Annotated in this window: 11 protein-coding genes; 3 read left to right on the forward strand and 8 right to left on the reverse strand. The window is 72.3% G+C overall.

All coding sequences use genetic code 11. From position 1 onward, the window contains the following. The first annotated feature begins 14 nt into the window (after positions 1 to 14). The 3 genes from IF54_RS0120250 to IF54_RS0120260 all read left to right on the forward strand — a co-directional run bounded on the left by IF54_RS0120250 (position 15) and on the right by IF54_RS0120260 (position 6,066). Positions 15 to 2,738 (forward strand): lysylphosphatidylglycerol synthase domain-containing protein, encoded by a 2,724-nt coding sequence (locus tag IF54_RS0120250; protein ID WP_030320591.1) that lies wholly within the window; start codon positions 15 to 17, stop codon positions 2,736 to 2,738. 95 nt (positions 2,739 to 2,833) lie between these two features. Continuing rightward, complete coding sequence (locus IF54_RS0120255; protein WP_030320593.1) at positions 2,834 to 4,378, forward strand: alpha/beta hydrolase; 1,545 nt, start codon at positions 2,834 to 2,836, stop codon at positions 4,376 to 4,378. Positions 4,379 to 4,506: 128 nt separating this feature from the next. After that, a complete protein-coding gene (locus IF54_RS0120260) occupies positions 4,507 to 6,066 on the forward strand; it encodes an alpha/beta hydrolase (RefSeq protein ID WP_030320595.1) in 1,560 nt (519 codons plus the stop codon). Positions 6,067 to 6,137: 71 nt separating this feature from the next. Here the strand turns inward: IF54_RS0120260 and moeZ are convergent, their stop codons facing one another. From moeZ to IF54_RS0120300, 8 genes are all read right to left on the reverse strand, one after another. Then, a complete protein-coding gene (gene moeZ, locus IF54_RS0120265) occupies positions 6,138 to 7,316 on the reverse strand; it encodes an adenylyltransferase/sulfurtransferase MoeZ (RefSeq protein WP_030320597.1) in 1,179 nt (392 codons plus the stop codon). 63 nt (positions 7,317 to 7,379) lie between these two features. Continuing rightward, the gene (locus IF54_RS0120270) at positions 7,380 to 8,129 is read right to left on the reverse strand and encodes a spherulation-specific family 4 protein (protein ID WP_030320599.1); all 750 of its coding nucleotides are present in this window, start codon (positions 8,127 to 8,129) and stop codon (positions 7,380 to 7,382) included. Then, a complete protein-coding gene (locus IF54_RS0120275; protein WP_030320602.1) occupies positions 8,117 to 9,076 on the reverse strand; it encodes an NAD-dependent epimerase/dehydratase family protein in 960 nt (319 codons plus the stop codon). The genes IF54_RS0120270 and IF54_RS0120275 overlap by 13 nt, the downstream gene beginning before the upstream one ends. Before the next feature lie 569 nt (positions 9,077 to 9,645). Then, the gene (locus IF54_RS0120280) at positions 9,646 to 11,097 is read right to left on the reverse strand and encodes a hypothetical protein (protein WP_030320604.1); all 1,452 of its coding nucleotides are present in this window, start codon (positions 11,095 to 11,097) and stop codon (positions 9,646 to 9,648) included. Beyond that, positions 11,094 to 12,869: a DUF3492 domain-containing protein gene (locus IF54_RS0120285; protein ID WP_030320607.1), complete on the reverse strand. Its 1,776-nt coding sequence runs from the start codon at positions 12,867 to 12,869 to the stop codon at positions 11,094 to 11,096. The genes IF54_RS0120280 and IF54_RS0120285 overlap by 4 nt, the downstream gene beginning before the upstream one ends. A 190-nt stretch (positions 12,870 to 13,059) precedes the next feature. Then, complete coding sequence (locus tag IF54_RS0120290) at positions 13,060 to 14,748, reverse strand: dipeptide ABC transporter ATP-binding protein (protein ID WP_030320609.1); 1,689 nt, start codon at positions 14,746 to 14,748, stop codon at positions 13,060 to 13,062. Beyond that, complete coding sequence (locus IF54_RS0120295; protein WP_030320612.1) at positions 14,745 to 15,743, reverse strand: ABC transporter permease; 999 nt, start codon at positions 15,741 to 15,743, stop codon at positions 14,745 to 14,747. The genes IF54_RS0120290 and IF54_RS0120295 overlap by 4 nt, the downstream gene beginning before the upstream one ends. Then, positions 15,740 to 16,804, reverse strand: a complete 1,065-nt coding sequence (locus IF54_RS0120300; protein WP_030320613.1) for an ABC transporter permease — start codon at positions 16,802 to 16,804, stop codon at positions 15,740 to 15,742. The genes IF54_RS0120295 and IF54_RS0120300 overlap by 4 nt, the downstream gene beginning before the upstream one ends. Position 16,805: the final 1 nt, after the last annotated feature.

The following is a 16,805-nucleotide window of genomic DNA, read 5'->3' on the forward strand; positions in this document are numbered from 1 at the left end:
ATCAAGAAGAGACGATGAAGCCACAGGGTGTGCACCCGGAGGACGCCGAGAGCACCTCTGCCGCCTCGTCGCGCCCTGACGCCGCCGAGGGAGAAGACGACCGGGCTCCCGGCACGGACGCCGACGCCACAGCCGAGGAGACGCACTCCGAGGAGGTCGAGGGCGACGAGCCCCTGCTCCCCGCGCGCGTGCACCGGCCCTCCGACCTCATGCGGCTGCTGGTCGGTGTGCTGGCCGTCGTCGTCCTGCTCGCGATCGCCGCGTTCGCCCACGGCACCACCTCGGGCCTCGAACAGGACATCAACAAGGGCACCGGGCAGGCGCCCGACCTGCTCATCAAGATCGCCGGACTCGCTTCCAGCATCGCGATCCTCCTGGTCCCGGTCGCGTTCGCGATCGAACGGCTGATCAAACGCGACGGGCTGCGGATCGCCGACGGTGTGCTCGCGGCGGTCCTCGCCCACGGTGTGACGCTCGCCACCGACCTGTGGGTCGCCAAGGGCGCCCCGGACTCCATCCAGGAGGCGCTCACCCAGCCCTCCCCCGGTGACATCCATGCCCTCACCGACCCCGTGCACGGCTATCTGGCGCCCGTCATCGCCTATATGACGGCCGTCGGCATGTCCCGCAGGCCCCGCTGGCGGGCGGTGCTGTGGATGGTGCTGACGCTCGACGCGTTCTCGATGCTCGTCACCGGCTACACCACCCCGTTCTCGATCATCCTGACCGTGCTGATCGGCTGGACGGTCGCCTACGGCACGCTGTACGCGGTCGGCTCGCCCAATGTCCGGCCGACCGGGCAGACGCTGATGGCGGGCCTGCGGACCGTCGGCTTCCACCCGGCCGGCGCGGCCCGCGAGGAGACCCCGGAGACCGCGGAGAACGGCGACCGAGGCCGGCGCTACTTCGTCACCCTGGAGGACGGCCCGCCCCTGGACGTCACCGTGGTCGACCGCGAGCAGCAGGCACAGGGCTTCTTCTACCGGGTGTGGCGCAACCTCACCCTGCGCGGTTTCGCCACCCGCAGCAGCCTCCAGTCGCTGCGCCAGGCACTGGAGCAGGAGGCCCTGCTCGCGTACGCCGCCATCGCGGCGGGCGCCAACGCGCCCAAGCTGATCGCCACCTCCGAACTCGGCCCCGACGCCGTGATGCTCGTCTACGAGCACACCGGCGGCCGCACGCTGGAATCGCTGTCCGAGGACGAGATCACCGACGAACTGCTGCGCAACACCTGGCGCCAGGTGCAGGCGTTGCAGTCACGGCGCATCGCGCACCGCAGGCTCGCCGGAGACGCGATCTTGGTGGATCGTTCCGGCTCGGTGATCCTCACCGATCTGCGCGGCGGCGAGATCGCGGCCAGCACCCTCCTGCTGCGCATGGACGTCGCCCAGTTGGTGACGACCCTGGGGCTGCTCGCGGGCGCGGAACGCGCGGTCGCCTCCGGAGTCGAGATCCTCGGCCCCGACGCCGTCGCCGACTGCCTGCCGATGCTCCAGCCCATCGCGCTGACGCGCTCCACGCGCGCGACGCTGCGCAGACTCGGCCGGGAGCGCGCCCAGCGCGAGCGCGAGGCGGTCCTGGAGGCCTCCCGGCAGGCCAAGCAGGCCCGGCTGGACGAGGCGGCGCAGGACGCCGGGCCCGTACTCGACAAGCCCGACAAGAAGGCCGAACGCGCGGAGGCGCGGGCCGAGAAGCGGGCCATCGACGTGGCCCTGGAGGAGGCCCGCGAGGAGGATCTGCTGAGCCAGATCCGCAACCAGGTCCTGCTGATCAGGCCGCAGGCACCGGTGGAGCCGGCCCGGCTGGAACGGGTCAAGCCGCGCACCCTGATCAGCGTCTTCGCGGGCGCCATCGGCGCGTACTTCCTGCTGACGCAGCTCACGCACATCGAGTTCGGGCCGCTCATCGAGAACGCCGAGTGGGGCTGGGTCGCCGCGGCCGTGCTGTTCTCGGCGTGCAGCTACTTCGCCGCCGCCATGGCACTGCTGGGGTTCGTGCCCGAACGGGTGGGGTTCCTGCGGACGGTCGCCGCCCAGGTCGCCGGGTCGTTCGTGAAGATCGTCGCACCGGCCGCGGTGGGCGGTGTCGCGCTCAACACGCGCTTCCTGCAACGCCAGGGCGTGCGGCCCGGTCTCGCGGTCGCGAGCGTCGGCGCCTCGCAGCTCTTCGGGCTCGGCTGCCACATCCTGATGCTGCTGTCCTTCGGCTATCTGACCGGCACCGAGAAGACGCCGTCGCTGTCGCCGTCCCGGACGGTCATCGCGGGTCTCCTGACCGTCGCGGTGCTGGTACTCGTGGTCACCTCGGTGCCGTTCCTCAGGAAGTTCGTCGTCACGCGCGTGAGGTCGCTGTTCGCGGGTGTCGTGCCGCGCATGCTGGACGTGCTCCAGCGGCCGCAGAAGCTGGTCACCGGCATCGGCGGCATGCTGCTGCTGACGGCCTGCTTCGTGATGTGCCTGGATGCCTCGATCCGCGCCTTCGGCCAGGAGGGCACCTCGCTGAGCATCGCCAGCGTCGCGGTCGTCTTCCTCGCCGGCAACGCGCTCGGCTCGGCCGCCCCGACGCCGGGCGGTGTGGGCGCCGTCGAGGCGACCCTGACGGTCGGTCTGATCGCCGTGGGGCTGCCCAAGGAGGTCGCCGCGCCCGCCGTCCTGCTGTTCCGTCTGCTGACGCTCTGGCTGCCGGTGCTGCCGGGCTGGCTGGCCTTCAACCACCTGTCCCGCAAGGGCGCCCTGTGAGGCGCTAGCGCGTACCCCTGCCGCGACGCGGTAGGGCGTACCCCTTACGGCGCCTGCCCCGAGCGCAGCCGCGCGCGCGAGCGCAGGATGGGGTCATGCCGAACCGCCCTCGCCCGCGTGTCGCCGCCCTGACCGCCACCGCCCTGCTGCTGTCCTGCGCGCTGGCGGGCTGCGGCGGCGGCTCGCACGACGAGGACCTACCGTCCCAGAAGCTGAGCTGGAAGGACTGCCAGGCCCCGTCCCGGGCCGAGGGCGGCGGTGAGGCCCCCTCTCCGCTGCCGGGCGGCGCCGAATGGCAGTGCGCCACCCTCAAGGCCCCCCGCGACTGGGCGAAGCCGAAGGGCGACACGATCGACCTCGCACTGATCCGGGCGAAGACCAGCGGGCCGAAGGACAAACGCATCGGCTCGCTCGTCTTCAACTTCGGCGGCCCCGGCGGCTCGGGCGTCACCACACTGCCCGCCTTCGGCACGGACTACGCACACCTGCGCACCCGCTACGACCTGGTGAGCTTCGACCCCCGCGGAGTCGGCCGCAGTGCCCCCGTGGAATGCCTGAACGACCCCCAGCTCGACTACTACTTCGAGCAGGACTGGACTCCGGACGACTCGGCCGAGCGCACCGCGCTGCTGAACAACACCAAGGAGTTCAACGCGGCCTGCGAGGACAACTCCAGGAAGATGCTGCCGCACGTGCGCACCACCGACGCGGCCCGCGACATGGACCTGATGCGCCAGGTCCTCGGCGACGACAAGCTGTACTACTTCGGCATCTCGTACGGCACCGAACTCGGCGGCGTCTACGCACATCTGTTCCCCAAGCACGTGGGGCGGGCGGTCTTCGACGCGGTCGTCGACCCGACGCAGAACAGCGAGCAGGGTTCGCTCGGACAGGCCGAGGGCTTCCAGCTCGCGCTGGACAACTTCGCCGAGGACTGCACCTCCAAGACCGAGGACTGCCCGGTCGGCGACACCGCCCAGGACGTCAAGGACCGTATCGCCAAGCTCCTCGCAGACCTCGACCGCAAGCCCATCCCGGGAATCGGCCAGCGGCTGCTGACGCAGACCGCCGCGACCAACGGCATCGCCCAGTCGCTCTACTCGAAGGACTTCTGGCAGTACCTCGTCGAGGGCCTTCAGCAGGCGTACGACGGCGACGGCAGGATCCTGCTGCTGCTGTCCGACTCGCTGAACGGGCGCAGCGAGAACGGCGAGTACAGCAACATCACCGCGGCCAACATCGCCATCAACTGCGCCGACGACAAACCCCGGTACACCGCGGCCGACGTCGAGCGGAGGCTGCCCGGGTTCCGCGCCGCCTCCCCGCTGTTCGGGGACTTCCTGGCCTGGTCCATGGTGAGCTGCACCGACTGGGCGGTGCCCGGCGCCGCGGACCATCCCGACGTGAGCGCCGCAGGTTCGGCCCCGATCCTCGTGGTGGGGAACACGGGCGATCCGGCCACCCCCTACGAAGGCGCCCGGAAGATGGTGGAGGCGCTCGGCCCGGGCGTGGGCGTCGAGCTGACGTACAAAGGCCAGGGGCACGGGGCCTACGACAGCAAGAACGGGTGCGTGCGGAAGGCGGTGGACGGCTATCTCCTGAACGGACGGGTGCCGGCTGCCGGCACCGTCTGTTCTTAGCTCTCGCCGGTGACAAATCAGCAGGTCAAAGGGTTATCCACAGGCTCTGACGGGCTTCACGTGCTCGGCCTACCATGGCCGGACCGGCGTTCGTGGATCGGCACGGACGGCTTGGGAGGGGGACTGTCATGGGGCGTTTCACACGGTGGGCGGCGGTGGCCGCCGCGGCCGCGCTGCTGGCGACGGGCTGCTCCGGCGGCTCGTCCGATGGCTCGTCCGGCGGCGGGGAAGGGGTCGAGCGGACCGGCGGCGCGACGCCCGCCACGAGGGACGCGAAGGCACTGCCCGCCTCACTGACCTCGCAGCAGCTCGACTGGGGGCGCTGCAAGGCCACCGGGGACTTCTCGCCGCCCGGCAACGACTGGCGGTGCGCGACGCTGAAGACACCTCTGGACTGGTCGAAGCCGGACGGCGAGACGATCGACCTCGCGCTGATCCGCACCAAGGCCCGCGGCGGCGACCGCATCGGCTCGCTCCTCTTCGACTTCGGCGGCCCCGGCCTGACCGGCGTGGGTACCCTGCCCGCCTACGCCGCCACCGCCTCCCTCCTGCGCGAGCGGTACGACCTGGTGAGCTGGGACCCGCGCGGGGTCGGCGCCAGCGAGGGCGTCCGCTGCCGCAGCGACAAGGAGACCCAGGCCGCCGAGTCCGTGGACGCCACCCCGGACACCCCGGCCGAGGTACGGGCCTACCTTCAGGACGCCACCGACTTCGCGCGGGGCTGCGAGAAGGACGCGGGCAAGCTGCTGGCCCACGTCTCGACCACGGACACCGCGCGCGACATGGACCTGATGCGCCAGGTCCTCGGCGACGACAAGCTGTACTACTTCGGCATCTCGTACGGCACCCAGCTCGGCGGTGTCTACGCCCATCTGTTCCCGCACAGGGTGGGGCGGCTGGTGCTCGACGCGGCCGTCGACCCGAGCGCCGACGCGGTGGGCCACCGGAAGAACCAGGCCCGTGGTTTCCAGCGCGCGCTCGACAACTACCTGAAGTCCACCGGACAGGATCCGGCACGGGGCACCCGGGAGATCGCGGACCTGCTGGAGCGGATCGACGCGACTCCGCTGCCCACCTTCTCGGGGCGGAAGCTGACCCAGGTGCTCGCGTTCACCGGGATCGTGTATCCGCTGTACCGCCAGGACAGCTGGCCCTCACTGACCAGCGCTCTCCGGACGGCGGAACAGGGCGACGGCTCCGAACTGCTGGCTCTAGCCGACGGCTACAACGAGCGGGATCCTTCCGGGCACTACGGCCTGCTTCCGCAGTCCCAACGGGTCATATCGTGCTTGGACGACAAGCAGCGGCCCACACTCGCGCAGGCGAAGGGACTGCTGCCGGAGTTCGAGAGGATCTCGCCGGTGTTCGGCCCCTTCCTCGGCTGGGACGCGGCCGGCTGGTGCCACGACTGGCCGGTGGCCGGGCAGTCCGAGACACCGGAGGTGAGCGCGCCGGGTGCGGCGCCGGTGCTGGTGGTCGGCAACACGGGCGATCCGGCGACGCCGTACGAGGGCGCCCGCAAGATGGCGGACGAGCTCGGCAAGGGGGTCGGGGTGGAGCTCACCTGGGAGGGCCAGGGGCACACGGCGTACGGGAACGGGAGCGACTGCGTGGACTCCACGGTGAACGCGTACCTGCTGAAGGGCACGGTGCCGAAGGACGGCAAGGTCTGCGCCCAGGGCCGGTGACGGAAAGGAGCCCGGCACACATGGTGCCGGGCCCCTTCCGGGAAGGCGTGGACCTGCGTGCAGGCCTGGGCCTAGTAGACCGGCTTGTCCGGCTCGATCTGGTTGACCCAGCCGATCACGCCGCCGCCGACGTGGACCGCGTCGGAGAAGCCCGCGGACTTCAGGACCGCGAGGACTTCCGCACTGCGGACACCCGTCTTGCAGTGCAGGACGATCTTCTTGTCCTGAGGAAGGCTCTCGAGGGCGGTGCCCATGAGGAACTCGTTCTTCGGGATCAGCTTGGCGCCCGGGATGGAGACGATCTCGTACTCGTTGATCTCGCGGACGTCGATGATCTCGATGTTCTCGCCGTCGTCGATCCACTCCTTGAGCTGCTTGGGAGTGATCGTCGCGCCGGCGGCCGCCTCCTGGGCCTCCTCGGAGACGACGCCGCAGAAGGCCTCGTAGTCGATGAGCTCGGTGACGGTCGGGTTCTCACCGCAGACCGCGCAGTCGGGGTCCTTGCGGACCTTCACCTGGCGGTACTGCATCTCCAGGGCGTCGTAGATCATCAGGCGCCCGACGAGGGGTTCACCGGTGCCGGTGAGGACCTTGATGGCCTCGGTGACCTGGATGGAGCCGATGGACGCGCACAGCACGCCCAGCACGCCGCCCTCGGCGCAGGAGGGGACCATGCCGGGGGGCGGCGGCTCCGGGTAGAGGCAGCGGTAGCAGGGGCCGTGCTCGGACCAGAACACCGAGGCCTGGCCGTCGAAGCGGTAGATCGAGCCCCACACGTAGGGCTTGTTCAGCAGCACGCACGCGTCGTTGACCAGGTAGCGGGTCGCGAAGTTGTCGGTGCCGTCGACGATCAGGTCGTACTGGCTGAAGATGTCCATCACGTTGTCGGCCTCGAGCCGCTCCTCGTGAAGGACCACGTTCACGTACGGGTTGATGCCGAGGACGGAGTCACGGGCGGACTCGGCCTTGGAGCGACCGATGTCGGCCTGGCTGTGGATGATCTGCCGCTGGAGGTTCGACTCGTCGACCTCGTCGAACTCCACGATGCCGAGCGTGCCGACGCCCGCCGCGGCCAGGTACATCAGCGCCGGCGAGCCCAGGCCGCCGGCGCCCACACAGAGCACCTTGGCGTTCTTCAGCCGCTTCTGCCCGTCCATCCCGACGTCGGGGATGATCAGGTGGCGGGAGTACCTGCGGACCTCGTCTACGGTGAGCTCGGCAGCCGGCTCGACCAGGGGTGGCAGCGACACGGGGACTCCGTTGGTCGGTCAATCACTACAGTTGTTCTCCCCGTAACACTGCCATGGGCTTCTTCATTCCGAGACACCCGTTCCGATCCGCGAGACGATTTCGTCCCAGTAGACGGGCATGGTCTCCCAGGGGTCGACGCGGCCGCCGCGGTCCGTGCGGTCGGTGAACCAGATGGTGGACGCGCCCTGCCAGCGGGCGATCCGCAGCGCCTCCTCGAGATGCGGCCCCGGCAGGCCGTGGACCAGGTGGCAGAAGGTCTCGGGTGGGTAGTCGGCGGTCCACTCGGCCACCTGCGACCAGCGGTAGTCGCTCCAGGGGCCGGAGAAGGTGATCAACTGGTCGGCGTTCTCGGCGTACCCGGGATAGGGGTGGGTGCCGTGCCCGAAGACGATGTGAGCGTCGTCACGGAGCGCCCGGAGCATGGTGACGGCACGTCGGATCTCGGGGAGCGCGGCCCGGCCGGTCGGGCAGCGGTCCAGGAGGAAGCCGTCGACCTGGTACCAGTCGAGGTAACGCTGCCCTTCGGAGATCAGCTCGCCGAAGGTCCGGGCCCCGTACGTGGTGTCGAGGTGGCCGAGGACGCGGACGCCCGCGTTGCGCAGCCGGCCGGCCGCTTCGAGGCAGTGCGGGTCGGGGCGGGCGCCGGGACCGTCGGCGATGTTGAGGACGGTCCAGTGCAGTGGGGTGCCCGGGCGGGTGAGTTCGGCCCATTCGGCGGGAGCCACCAGGGGGTGGGCGAACCCGGGGACACCGAGGCCGGTGTGGAGTTCGGTGCTCGGCGTACTGCTCTTCGTGCTGGTCAGATGCGGCATGCCGCCTCCATCCAGATGTCGGCGAGGGACTCTTCGAGGTTGATCCGGGGGCGCCAGCCGAGCCGGTCGCGTGCGGTGCGCACATCGGCCTGCTGCCAGCTGCCGCAGCCGTCGGGGTACGGGTACGCGACCGGGGCCGCGTGGTCGGACTCGGAGCGGGGGTGGCCGATGGATGCCCTCAACGGGCCGGGAGGGCCGTCGAGTTCGTGGAGGGCGCCGCCGTATCCGGCGACCCGGGCGAGCACCGCGGCGGCGTCCCGGAGGCGGACCGCGCGGCCCGAGCCGATGTTGATGACGCCCTGCGCGGCGGAGAGCGAGGCGGCGTGGACGGCCCGGGCCACGTCGCGGACGTCGACGAAGTCGCGCTGGGCGCCGAGGCCGCCGAGCTTCAGCTCGCCGTCGCCGGACTGCATGGCCCGGCGCATGGCCTCGGCGAGCCGGCCGAGCGGGGAGCCGGCGGGGGTGCCGGGGCCGGCCGGGGAGAAGACGCGCAGGACGACCGCGTCCAGGCCGGAGCCCAGGACCAGTTCGGTGGCGGCGAGCTTGCTGACCCCGTACGGGCCGCCGGGGCGCGGGACGGCGTCCTCGGCCGTCGAGGACCCGGGCTGGCTGGGGCCGTACTCCGCGCCGCAGCCGATCTGCACCAGCCGGGCCCCGCAGCCGCTGCGGCGGAGGGCCTCGCAGACGGTGGCGACGGCGACCGTGTTGTGGCGGGTGAGTTCGCGGGCACCGCCGCGGGTGGCACCGGCGCAGTTGACGACGACGCCCGGGTGGACCGCGTCGAGGAAGCGGGTGAGGGCACCGGGGCTGCCGGACGCGAGGTCGAAGCGGACGTCGGCGTCGTCACCCCGGCCGAGGGCCGTGAGCTGGACGGCGGGGTCGGCGAGCAGACGGTCGGCGACGAAGCGGCCGAGGTAGCCGTTGGCTCCGATCAGCAGGACTCTCATCGGGCTGCTCCCGGGGCCTTGGGGGCGGGTCGGGAGGTGGTCATTGCGGGTTCTCCTTCGGGAGGGGCTTGCGGGGTGCCTCCGGCGGTGGGGGCCGGTGGGTGTGTTGCCTCCGGCGGTGGGGCCGGTGGGTGTGTAGCCTCCGGCGGTGGGGCCGGTGGGTGTGTAGCCTCCGGCGGTGGGGCCGGGGGGTGTGTAGCCTCCGGCGGTTGGCCGGCAGACGGGTCGCTCCGGCGGTGGGGCCGGGAGACGGGTTGCCTTCGGCTGTGAGCCGGGATGCTTTGCGGCGGACGGGGTGCACCTGAGGCGGGTTCAGGGGCTGGTGGCGTTGCCCACGCCGGTGGGTGGCCGGGGCCGCGGCGAGAGTGGTCGCGGCCGAGGCCGGCCGCGGCCGGTGCGGGCTGCCGCGGGAGCGGGGCGCCGCTTGAGTGGGCCGCCGCCTGAGCGGAGCGCCACCTCTGTGTGCCGCCGCTCGAGCGGGTAGCCACCGGTGCGAACGGCCCTGAGGCCGCGGGGAGTTCGCGCGGGCGGTCGGCGCTACGGCGGATGCGCGGGGCGGCGGGGTCGGGTCAGCACGGCTCCTCCTGGGCATGGGCCGATGCCCGGATGAGCTTGCGGGTCGCGTGGATCAGCAGGGCCAGGGCGCCGATTCCGCAGGAGAGGGTCTGGATGCCGGCCGCGCCCCAGAGGTCCACGAGGGCGTTCACCGGCGTGGCCAGGAAGGCACAGCCCGGCAGACGGGAGGCGAAGGTGGTGGCCAGGGCCGTCACCTGGGCTGCCGTGGCGGCGATGAGGACCACCACGGGGGCGTGGGTGAACCCGTGGGCGGTGAGGAGGCGGGCCAGGAACAGGAGGGCACCGAGGGTGAGGGTCTGCGCGTAGGGCGCGGGTTCGTCCAGGGCCGCGGCGGAGAGGGCGAGGAGGACCGTCAGGGCGCACAGGTACAGGGCGAACGCGCCGAGCAGCAGGGGTCGTACGGAGGCCGCGAAGTCCTCCAGGCCTCGGCTGGCGGTCAGTTTGCGGCGGGCGCGGGCCCTGAAGAGGTGGGCGGCCCAGGCCGCGGGGGCGCAGGACAGGGTCAGGGCGAGGAGGGGGGCCGTGGCGACGGGCCAGGGTGCGTCGGCGGCGCCGGTGGGTAGCGCGTCGGGGCCGCCGGTCACGGCAGCGCCGAGCAGGCCGTCTCCGAAGGCGGCGTAGGCGAGCAGCCAGTAAGTCCAGGTGGAGGGGGTGGTCGTGCGGGCGCGGTCAGGCGCTCCGAGCGGGCCGCGGGACAGGGCCGCGCGGACCGCGAAGGAGACCACCAGGGCGCCGATCAGAGCAGTGACCAGGCGGGACCGGCCGTCGGTGAGGCGGATGCCGACGACCGTGGCGGCGCACAGCACGCCGGGAAGGAGGGTGAGCAGGGCCCAGGCAGCCTGGGGCCGAGGTGTCCTGTCGACCGCGGGGGACGGCGGTGTCTCGCCGTCTCTCGGGACGCGGGCGTACATCTCCTCGGCGAGCGAGAAGACGTCCCGGTGGCGGAAGCGGACGGCGGTGCGGTCGGTGACGCCGTGTGCCTCGAGACCGGCCGCGATCTCCAAGGGGTCGACGGCCCGTTCGCACAGCTCGCGGTGACGGTGCATCAGGGCCTTCACCGGGTCTGCCGCGGAACGCCGGGCGGAGTTGGAGCTGGGGCTGGAGGTGGAGGTGGAGGTGCGGCCGGTGGCGATCTCGGGGGCGCGGGGGGTGGGTGCCGGCGGGGTGGGAGCGTCCGCCGCTGCGGCTGTCTGTCCGGCGGAGGCGGGTGCGGCCCGCTCCGGACGTTCGGCCGACTCCGGAGACGCGTCGGCGGGCGCGTCCGGGTTGCCGAGCTCTCCACAGGCGCCACTCTCCGCGTGCGCGCCGAGCTCCCCACCGAGGCCGCTCACCTCGTGCGCGCCGAGATCTCCTCCGGTGCCACTCACCGCGTGCGCGCCGAGCTCCCCACCGGCGTCCACGGCCTCGCGCTCGCCAAGTGCGCCAGGGGTGTCGGTGTCGCTCATCCGGGCGCTCCTTCCGTGGCGGCGAAGGGGGGTGTCGCGCGGACCGGGGGCCCCGCGGCCCAGCCGGGGCCACCGCGGGCAACGACCCGGGTGCTGCGCTCGGTCCAGCGGCCGGGGACGTGCGCCTCGGCGGGGGCCGCGAACGGCAGGGGTTCGCCGGTGCCGTCCAGGACGACTCGGCGGACCGGGGTGCGCGAGACGATCTCGAGGTAAATGCCGTGAAATGCCGCGATGTTCTGTTCCACGGTGAACAGTTCGAGTGCGCGGGCGCGGGCGGCGGCTCCCAGGCGCTCACGGCGCTCGGAGTCGCGCAGCAGGGTCAGGCACGCCTCCGCGAGCGCCTTGGGGTTGCGCGGCGGGACGACGAGCCCGGTGCCCCCGATGACCTCCACGACCGCACCCACGTCGGTGGACACGGTCGCCCGGGCGCAGAGCATGGCCTCGACCAGGCTGATCGGGAAGCCCTCGACGACGCTGGACAGGACGGTCACCGCCCCCGAGCCGTAGGCGTCGGCCGCAGTCGGCAGCTCCGGACCACCGATCTCCTCGAAGGAGACGGGGTTGTCGCCGACGGCGTGCAGTCCCTCCGCCTCGTCGGGGAAGAGCTGTGCCGCCAGGGCCTTGCAGTGCCCCAGATAGGCCGCACCCTCGGGGCCGGAGGGCGCGCCGACGATCCGCAGCCGGGTCTTGGGTTCCTCCTTGCGGATCTCCGCGAAGGCGTGGAGCAGCGAGATCAGGTCCTTGGCGGGTTCGACCCGGCCGACCCACACCAGGGTGTCCGGGTCCACGCACTCCGCCGACTCGCCGACCTCCGCGAAGTGTCCGGCCGCCATGCCCGGGTAGACCGTGCGGATCTTCGCGCGGTCGGCGCCGCAGCGTTCCTGCCAGCGGCGGGCGTGGGCGTTGCCGGGCGTGACGACCGCGGCCCGCTGGTAGGTCTCGGTGGCGAGCCGGCCATGGAAGGCGGCGAGCAGGGCGCGTACGGCGGGCGGGGAATCGCTGTCGGCGAGGTAGTGCGTCCGCAGCCGTACGCCGTACTCGGTCACGAGCAGGGGCACACCGCAGAAGTGGTGGGCGAGGAGTCCGGGCAGGGCGGCCGGGCCGCCGGAGGCCGCGTGGCAGAGGTCGACCGCGCCGAGGCCGTCGTCCTCGTACCAGTCGAGGGAGAGGGGGCGCAGGGCGCGCTCCAGGTGTGCGGCCACGGTGAGGAGATCCGGTACGCGCGCCTCGCGAGCCGCCTGCCGGGCGCCGGGCGCACGACAGGCGCGCTCCAGGGCCCGTACGGCGGTCTCGGAGCGGAGCGCACCCACCAGTCCGCCCTCGTCGCGGGCGAGTTCGGCGAGCCCGTACAGAGCGCTGGCGAAACGGTCCGCCTCAACGCCGGGCGCCTCCCCCGAGCCCTTCACCGATCCCGTTGAGCCCACCGAGCCCACTGAGCCCACTGAGCCCGTTGCGGCCGTTCCGGTGGCTTCCGCGACACCCCCCTCGCACAGCGCCGCCGCCAACTCCCCGTAGGACTCGGCGAACCGGCGCCGGGCGCGCCGCCCGTACACCACGCCGTCGTCCTCGGCGGTCCACAGCGGGGCCGTGATCACCCTGTCGACCTGCGGCGGCAGGGGAACCCAGCCCTCGTCCTCCTGGTGCTCGCTGCGGCTGAGCGCGTAGATGTCGAACTCGTGCTGCTCGAGCCCGCGCACGAGCCGGTCGCACCAGAGCCTGGCGTCACCGCTCACATACGGATAGCCACCCTCCGTAAGCAGTCCGATGCGCACGAGTGCACCCCCGATCTCCCGTATGAGGAGCCGCCGTTGGCCCGGCGGCTCGCCGCGGGACGAACGTATGCGGACAAGGCGGTGGCGCGACGGACGGTTGTCCATCGCGCCACCAAAAGGGGTGAACGCTCGTAACTTTCCCGTGCGGGTAGCGTTCGGTCGCGCTAAGAGATCATCCGGACACGGAACGTCAGCTCACGGCCACTGCCCCGCGTTCGGCCCGGCGCCGGGCCGCGATCTCGGGATCGAGTGCCGGTACGGCGGTCAGGAGCTGCTTGGTGTACGCGTCGCGCGGGCTGTCGTAGACCTCGTCGGCCGGGCCCTCTTCGACGATCCGGCCGCGCCGCATCACGGCGACCCGGTCGCTGACCTGGCGGACGACGGCGAGGTCGTGCGCGACGAAGACCAGGGCGAGTCCGAGCTCCCGTTGCAGCTCGCCGAGCAGGGCCACCACCTGGGCCTGGGTGGTGACGTCGAGCGCGGAGACGGGCTCGTCGCAGACGATGACCCGCGGGTCGGCCGCGAGCGCCCGCGCGATGCCCACGCGCTGGCGCTGGCCGCCGCTGAACTCGTGCGGGTAGCGGTCGTAGTGCGCCCCTTCGAGCCCCACGCGCTCCAGGAGCTCCCGGACGCGCCCCCTGATCCGCTGCTCGTCGCGTTCGCCACGCGCGCGCCGGGGGTCCGCGATGGACTCGCCCACGCTGCGGCGGGGGTTGAGGGAGGAGACGGGGTCCTGGAAGACCATCTGCACGGCCGGGTTCACGCCCACACGCGTGTGGCCGTCGTGACGGACCTGCCCCGCCGTGGGCTCCAGCAGGCCGACCAGCATCCGCCCCAGCGTCGTCTTGCCGCTGCCGCTCTCGCCGACCACGCCGAGGGTCTCGCCCCGGCGGACGGTCAGGGAGACGCCGTCGACGGCCGCGAAGGCCTTCTTCCCGCGGCCGAACTCGCGCCGAAGGCCCACGGCCTCCAGAACGACCTCGGGGGCGGCCTTCACAGCGCCCTCTGCGGACCCGCCGGAGACGCCCCCGCCGGACCTGCCTGAAGTGCCCACTCCGGACCCGCCGGAAGTGCCCACTCCGGACCCGCCGGAGGACACGCGGGGTGCGTCCACGCGCGGGACCGCGGCGAGCAGTTCGCGCGTGTAGGCCTCCGCGGGCGCCCCGAGGACCGTGCCGACCGGCCCGTGCTCGACCGTCCGCCCGTGCCGCATGACGAGCACGTCGTCGACGCTCTCGGCGGCGACACCCACGTCGTGCGTGACCAGCAGCAGGCCCATGCCGGTCTCCTGGCGCAGCGTGTGCAGCAGGTCGAGGATCTGGGCCTGGACGGTCACGTCGAGCGCGGTGGTCGGCTCGTCGGCGATCAGCAGCTCGGGCTCGCAGGCCAGCGCCATCGCGATGAGGGCGCGCTGGCGCATGCCACCGCTGAACTCGTGCGGACGGGACCGGGACCGGCGTGCGGCGTCCGGGATGCCGACCCGGTCGAGCACCTCCACCGCACGCGCGCGTGCCGTTCGGCGCGACACACGCGTGTGCACGCGGTACACCTCGGCGATCTGGTCGCCGATCGCGTAGTACGGGTCGAGGGACGACAGCGGGTCCTGGAAGACCATGGCGGCCTTCGCGCCCCGCAGCCGGCGCAGTTCGTCGTCCGACGCCTGCTGTACGTCCACTCCGGCGACGCCGACCGAACCCCGCACGCGCGCGCCCGTCCCGCGGTGCAGCCCGAGCAGGGCCGAGGCGACGGTGGACTTGCCGGAGCCGGACTCGCCGACCAGGGCGAGCGCGGCCCCCGGAGCCAGGGTGAAGGAGAGGCCGTCGACAGCGCGCAGGTCGCCGAACTCGACCGTCAGGTCCGTGACGTGGACGAGACTCATGCGAGCACCACCCGTCGGTCGGCCACCGCGTACAGGACGTCCGCGACGGCGTTGGCGAGCACCACGAAGAAGCCGATGACCAGGACCATGCCGACGACGACCGGGAGGTCGACGACGGTTACGGCGTGGACCAGTTCCTGGCCGATGCCGGGCAGTCCGAACAGCGACTCGATGAGGACGGCACCGCCGACCGCGCTGCCGAAGTCGTTGGCGTTCAGGGCGATGATCGGCGCGAGGGCGCCGCGCAGGGCGTGCCGGCCGACGATGGAGCGCTCACCGACGCCGTAGGCGCGGAAGGTGCGGATGTGGTCCTCGGCGAGCGTCTCCAGCATCGACGCCCGGGTGAGCCGAGCGAAGTAGGCCGCCTCGCCGAGGGCGAGCGTGACCCAGGGCAGGAGCAGGCCCCACATCCACTGCTCGGGGTCGTCGGAGAAGGGGACGTACTCCGGGAAGGGCAGCAGTTCCAGCTGTCCGCACACCACGATCATCAGGACCAGGCCGATGACGAACACCGGCGTGGCTACGCCCGCGAGGGTGAGGCCGGTCAGGGCGCGCTCGCTGAAGCGACCGCGTCGCCAGGCGGAGAGCACGCCGGTGCCGACGCCCAGCAGCAGCCAGAGCACCATGCCGCCGACGACCAGGGACAGGCTGACCGGCAGCTTGTTGAGGATGATCTGCGTGACCTGCTGGTCGCTCTGGTACGACAGCCCGAGGCAGGGCGCCGGGCAGTGCTCGACGGAGGTGCCGGTGGAGTAGTCGTGGCCCACGACGATGCCCTGGAGGAAGTGCCAGTAGCGCAGGTACAGCGGGTCGTCGAGCCGGAGTTGCTGGGCGACCTGGTGGACCTGTTCCGGCGAGCAGCGGGGGCCGCAGGTGATCTGGGCGACGTTGCCGGGGGTGGCGTAGAAGACGACGTAGATGATGACCGAGAGGGCGAGCAGGGTGAGGACGGCGCTCACGGTCCGGCGTAGAGCGAATCCCGTGAAGCCGCTCATGAGGTCGCCTCCTTGGCGGGCCCGAGTTCGGCCGTTCCGGTGCTGTCGGACCGCGCCTCCTGCTTCCGCGCCTCCTGCTTCCGCCCCTTCTGCCTGCGGCCCGTGCCGACGCGCAGGCGGGAGGCCGCGCGTGGGTCGAGGGCGGTGCGCACGCCGTCACCGAGGACGGTGAGGGCGAGCACGGTCACGAAGAGCGCGGCCGCGGGCAGCAGGAGGTACTGCGGGGCGGCCTGGTACCAGACGTTGGCGGAGGAGAGCATCTGTCCCCAGGACGCGGTGGGCGGCTTCACGCCTACGCCGAGGAAGGACAGGGACGCCTCGATGCTGATGTTCGCCGGCACCATGAGCGCCGCGTACGTGATGACGGGGGCGGCGAGGCCGGGCAGCAGTTCGCGGCGGGCGATCCGCCAGGTGCCCCAGCCGCTGAGCCGGGCGGCGGCCACGTAGTCGAGTTCCTTGAGGGTGAGGGTCTGGGCGCGGGCGATCTTGCCGATGGTGCCCCAGGCGACGAAGCCGATGACGAGGGCGACCAGGATCGGCCTCGGGAAGTTCTCGGGCACGATCGCCAGCAGGGCCAACGCCATGATCATCAACGGCATCGCCACGATGATGTCGGTGACCCGGCTCAACAGTTGATCAACCCATCGGTTGCCGAGCGCGGCGGCGACGCCCACGACGACGCCGAGCAGGACCTGGACGGCGGTGGCGCCCAGCGCGACCCCCAGGGAGACCCTGGCGCCGTACACCAGACGGGCGAACAGGTCGCGGCCGGTCTGCGGTTCGACGCCGAACCAGTGGTCCCCGCCGGCGCCCCCGAAGGAACCGATGGGAACGCCGCCGCGCGCGGAGTCGACCAGGGAGGGGTGGTAGGTGGTCGGGTCCTGGCCCTCCAGCGCGGTGAGCAGGGGCGCGGCGAGCGCGACCAGGACGAGCAGCGCGACGACGCCCGCCGCGACCAAGGCGGCGCGCTGCGCCCGCAGCCGCCGCCAGAACTGACGGGCCCCCGAGACCCCCGGGGCGGTTGCCTCGGGGATCTCGGTGGCGACAAGTGCCTCGCTCATC

Origin of the sequence: Streptomyces sp. NRRL B-3229, assembly GCF_000719505.1 — a bacterium.
In the GTDB taxonomy this organism is placed as follows: Bacteria; Actinomycetota; Actinomycetes; order Streptomycetales; family Streptomycetaceae; genus Streptomyces; species Streptomyces griseorubiginosus.

Coding starts and splice junctions, on each gene's coding strand:
- IF54_RS0120250 (WP_030320591.1), top strand. CDS start 15: ATGAAGCCACAGGGTGTGCACCCGGAGGACGCCGAGAGCACCTCTGCC.
- IF54_RS0120255 (WP_030320593.1), top strand. CDS start 2,834: ATGCCGAACCGCCCTCGCCCGCGTGTCGCCGCCCTGACCGCCACCGCC.
- IF54_RS0120260 (WP_030320595.1), top strand. CDS start 4,507: ATGGGGCGTTTCACACGGTGGGCGGCGGTGGCCGCCGCGGCCGCGCTG.
- IF54_RS0120270 (WP_030320599.1), bottom strand. CDS start 8,129: ATGCCGCATCTGACCAGCACGAAGAGCAGTACGCCGAGCACCGAACTC.
- IF54_RS0120275 (WP_030320602.1), bottom strand. CDS start 9,076: ATGAGAGTCCTGCTGATCGGAGCCAACGGCTACCTCGGCCGCTTCGTC.
- IF54_RS0120280 (WP_030320604.1), bottom strand. CDS start 11,097: ATGAGCGACACCGACACCCCTGGCGCACTTGGCGAGCGCGAGGCCGTG.
- IF54_RS0120290 (WP_030320609.1), bottom strand. CDS start 14,748: ATGAGTCTCGTCCACGTCACGGACCTGACGGTCGAGTTCGGCGACCTG.
- IF54_RS0120295 (WP_030320612.1), bottom strand. CDS start 15,743: ATGAGCGGCTTCACGGGATTCGCTCTACGCCGGACCGTGAGCGCCGTC.
- IF54_RS0120300 (WP_030320613.1), bottom strand. CDS start 16,804: ATGAGCGAGGCACTTGTCGCCACCGAGATCCCCGAGGCAACCGCCCCG.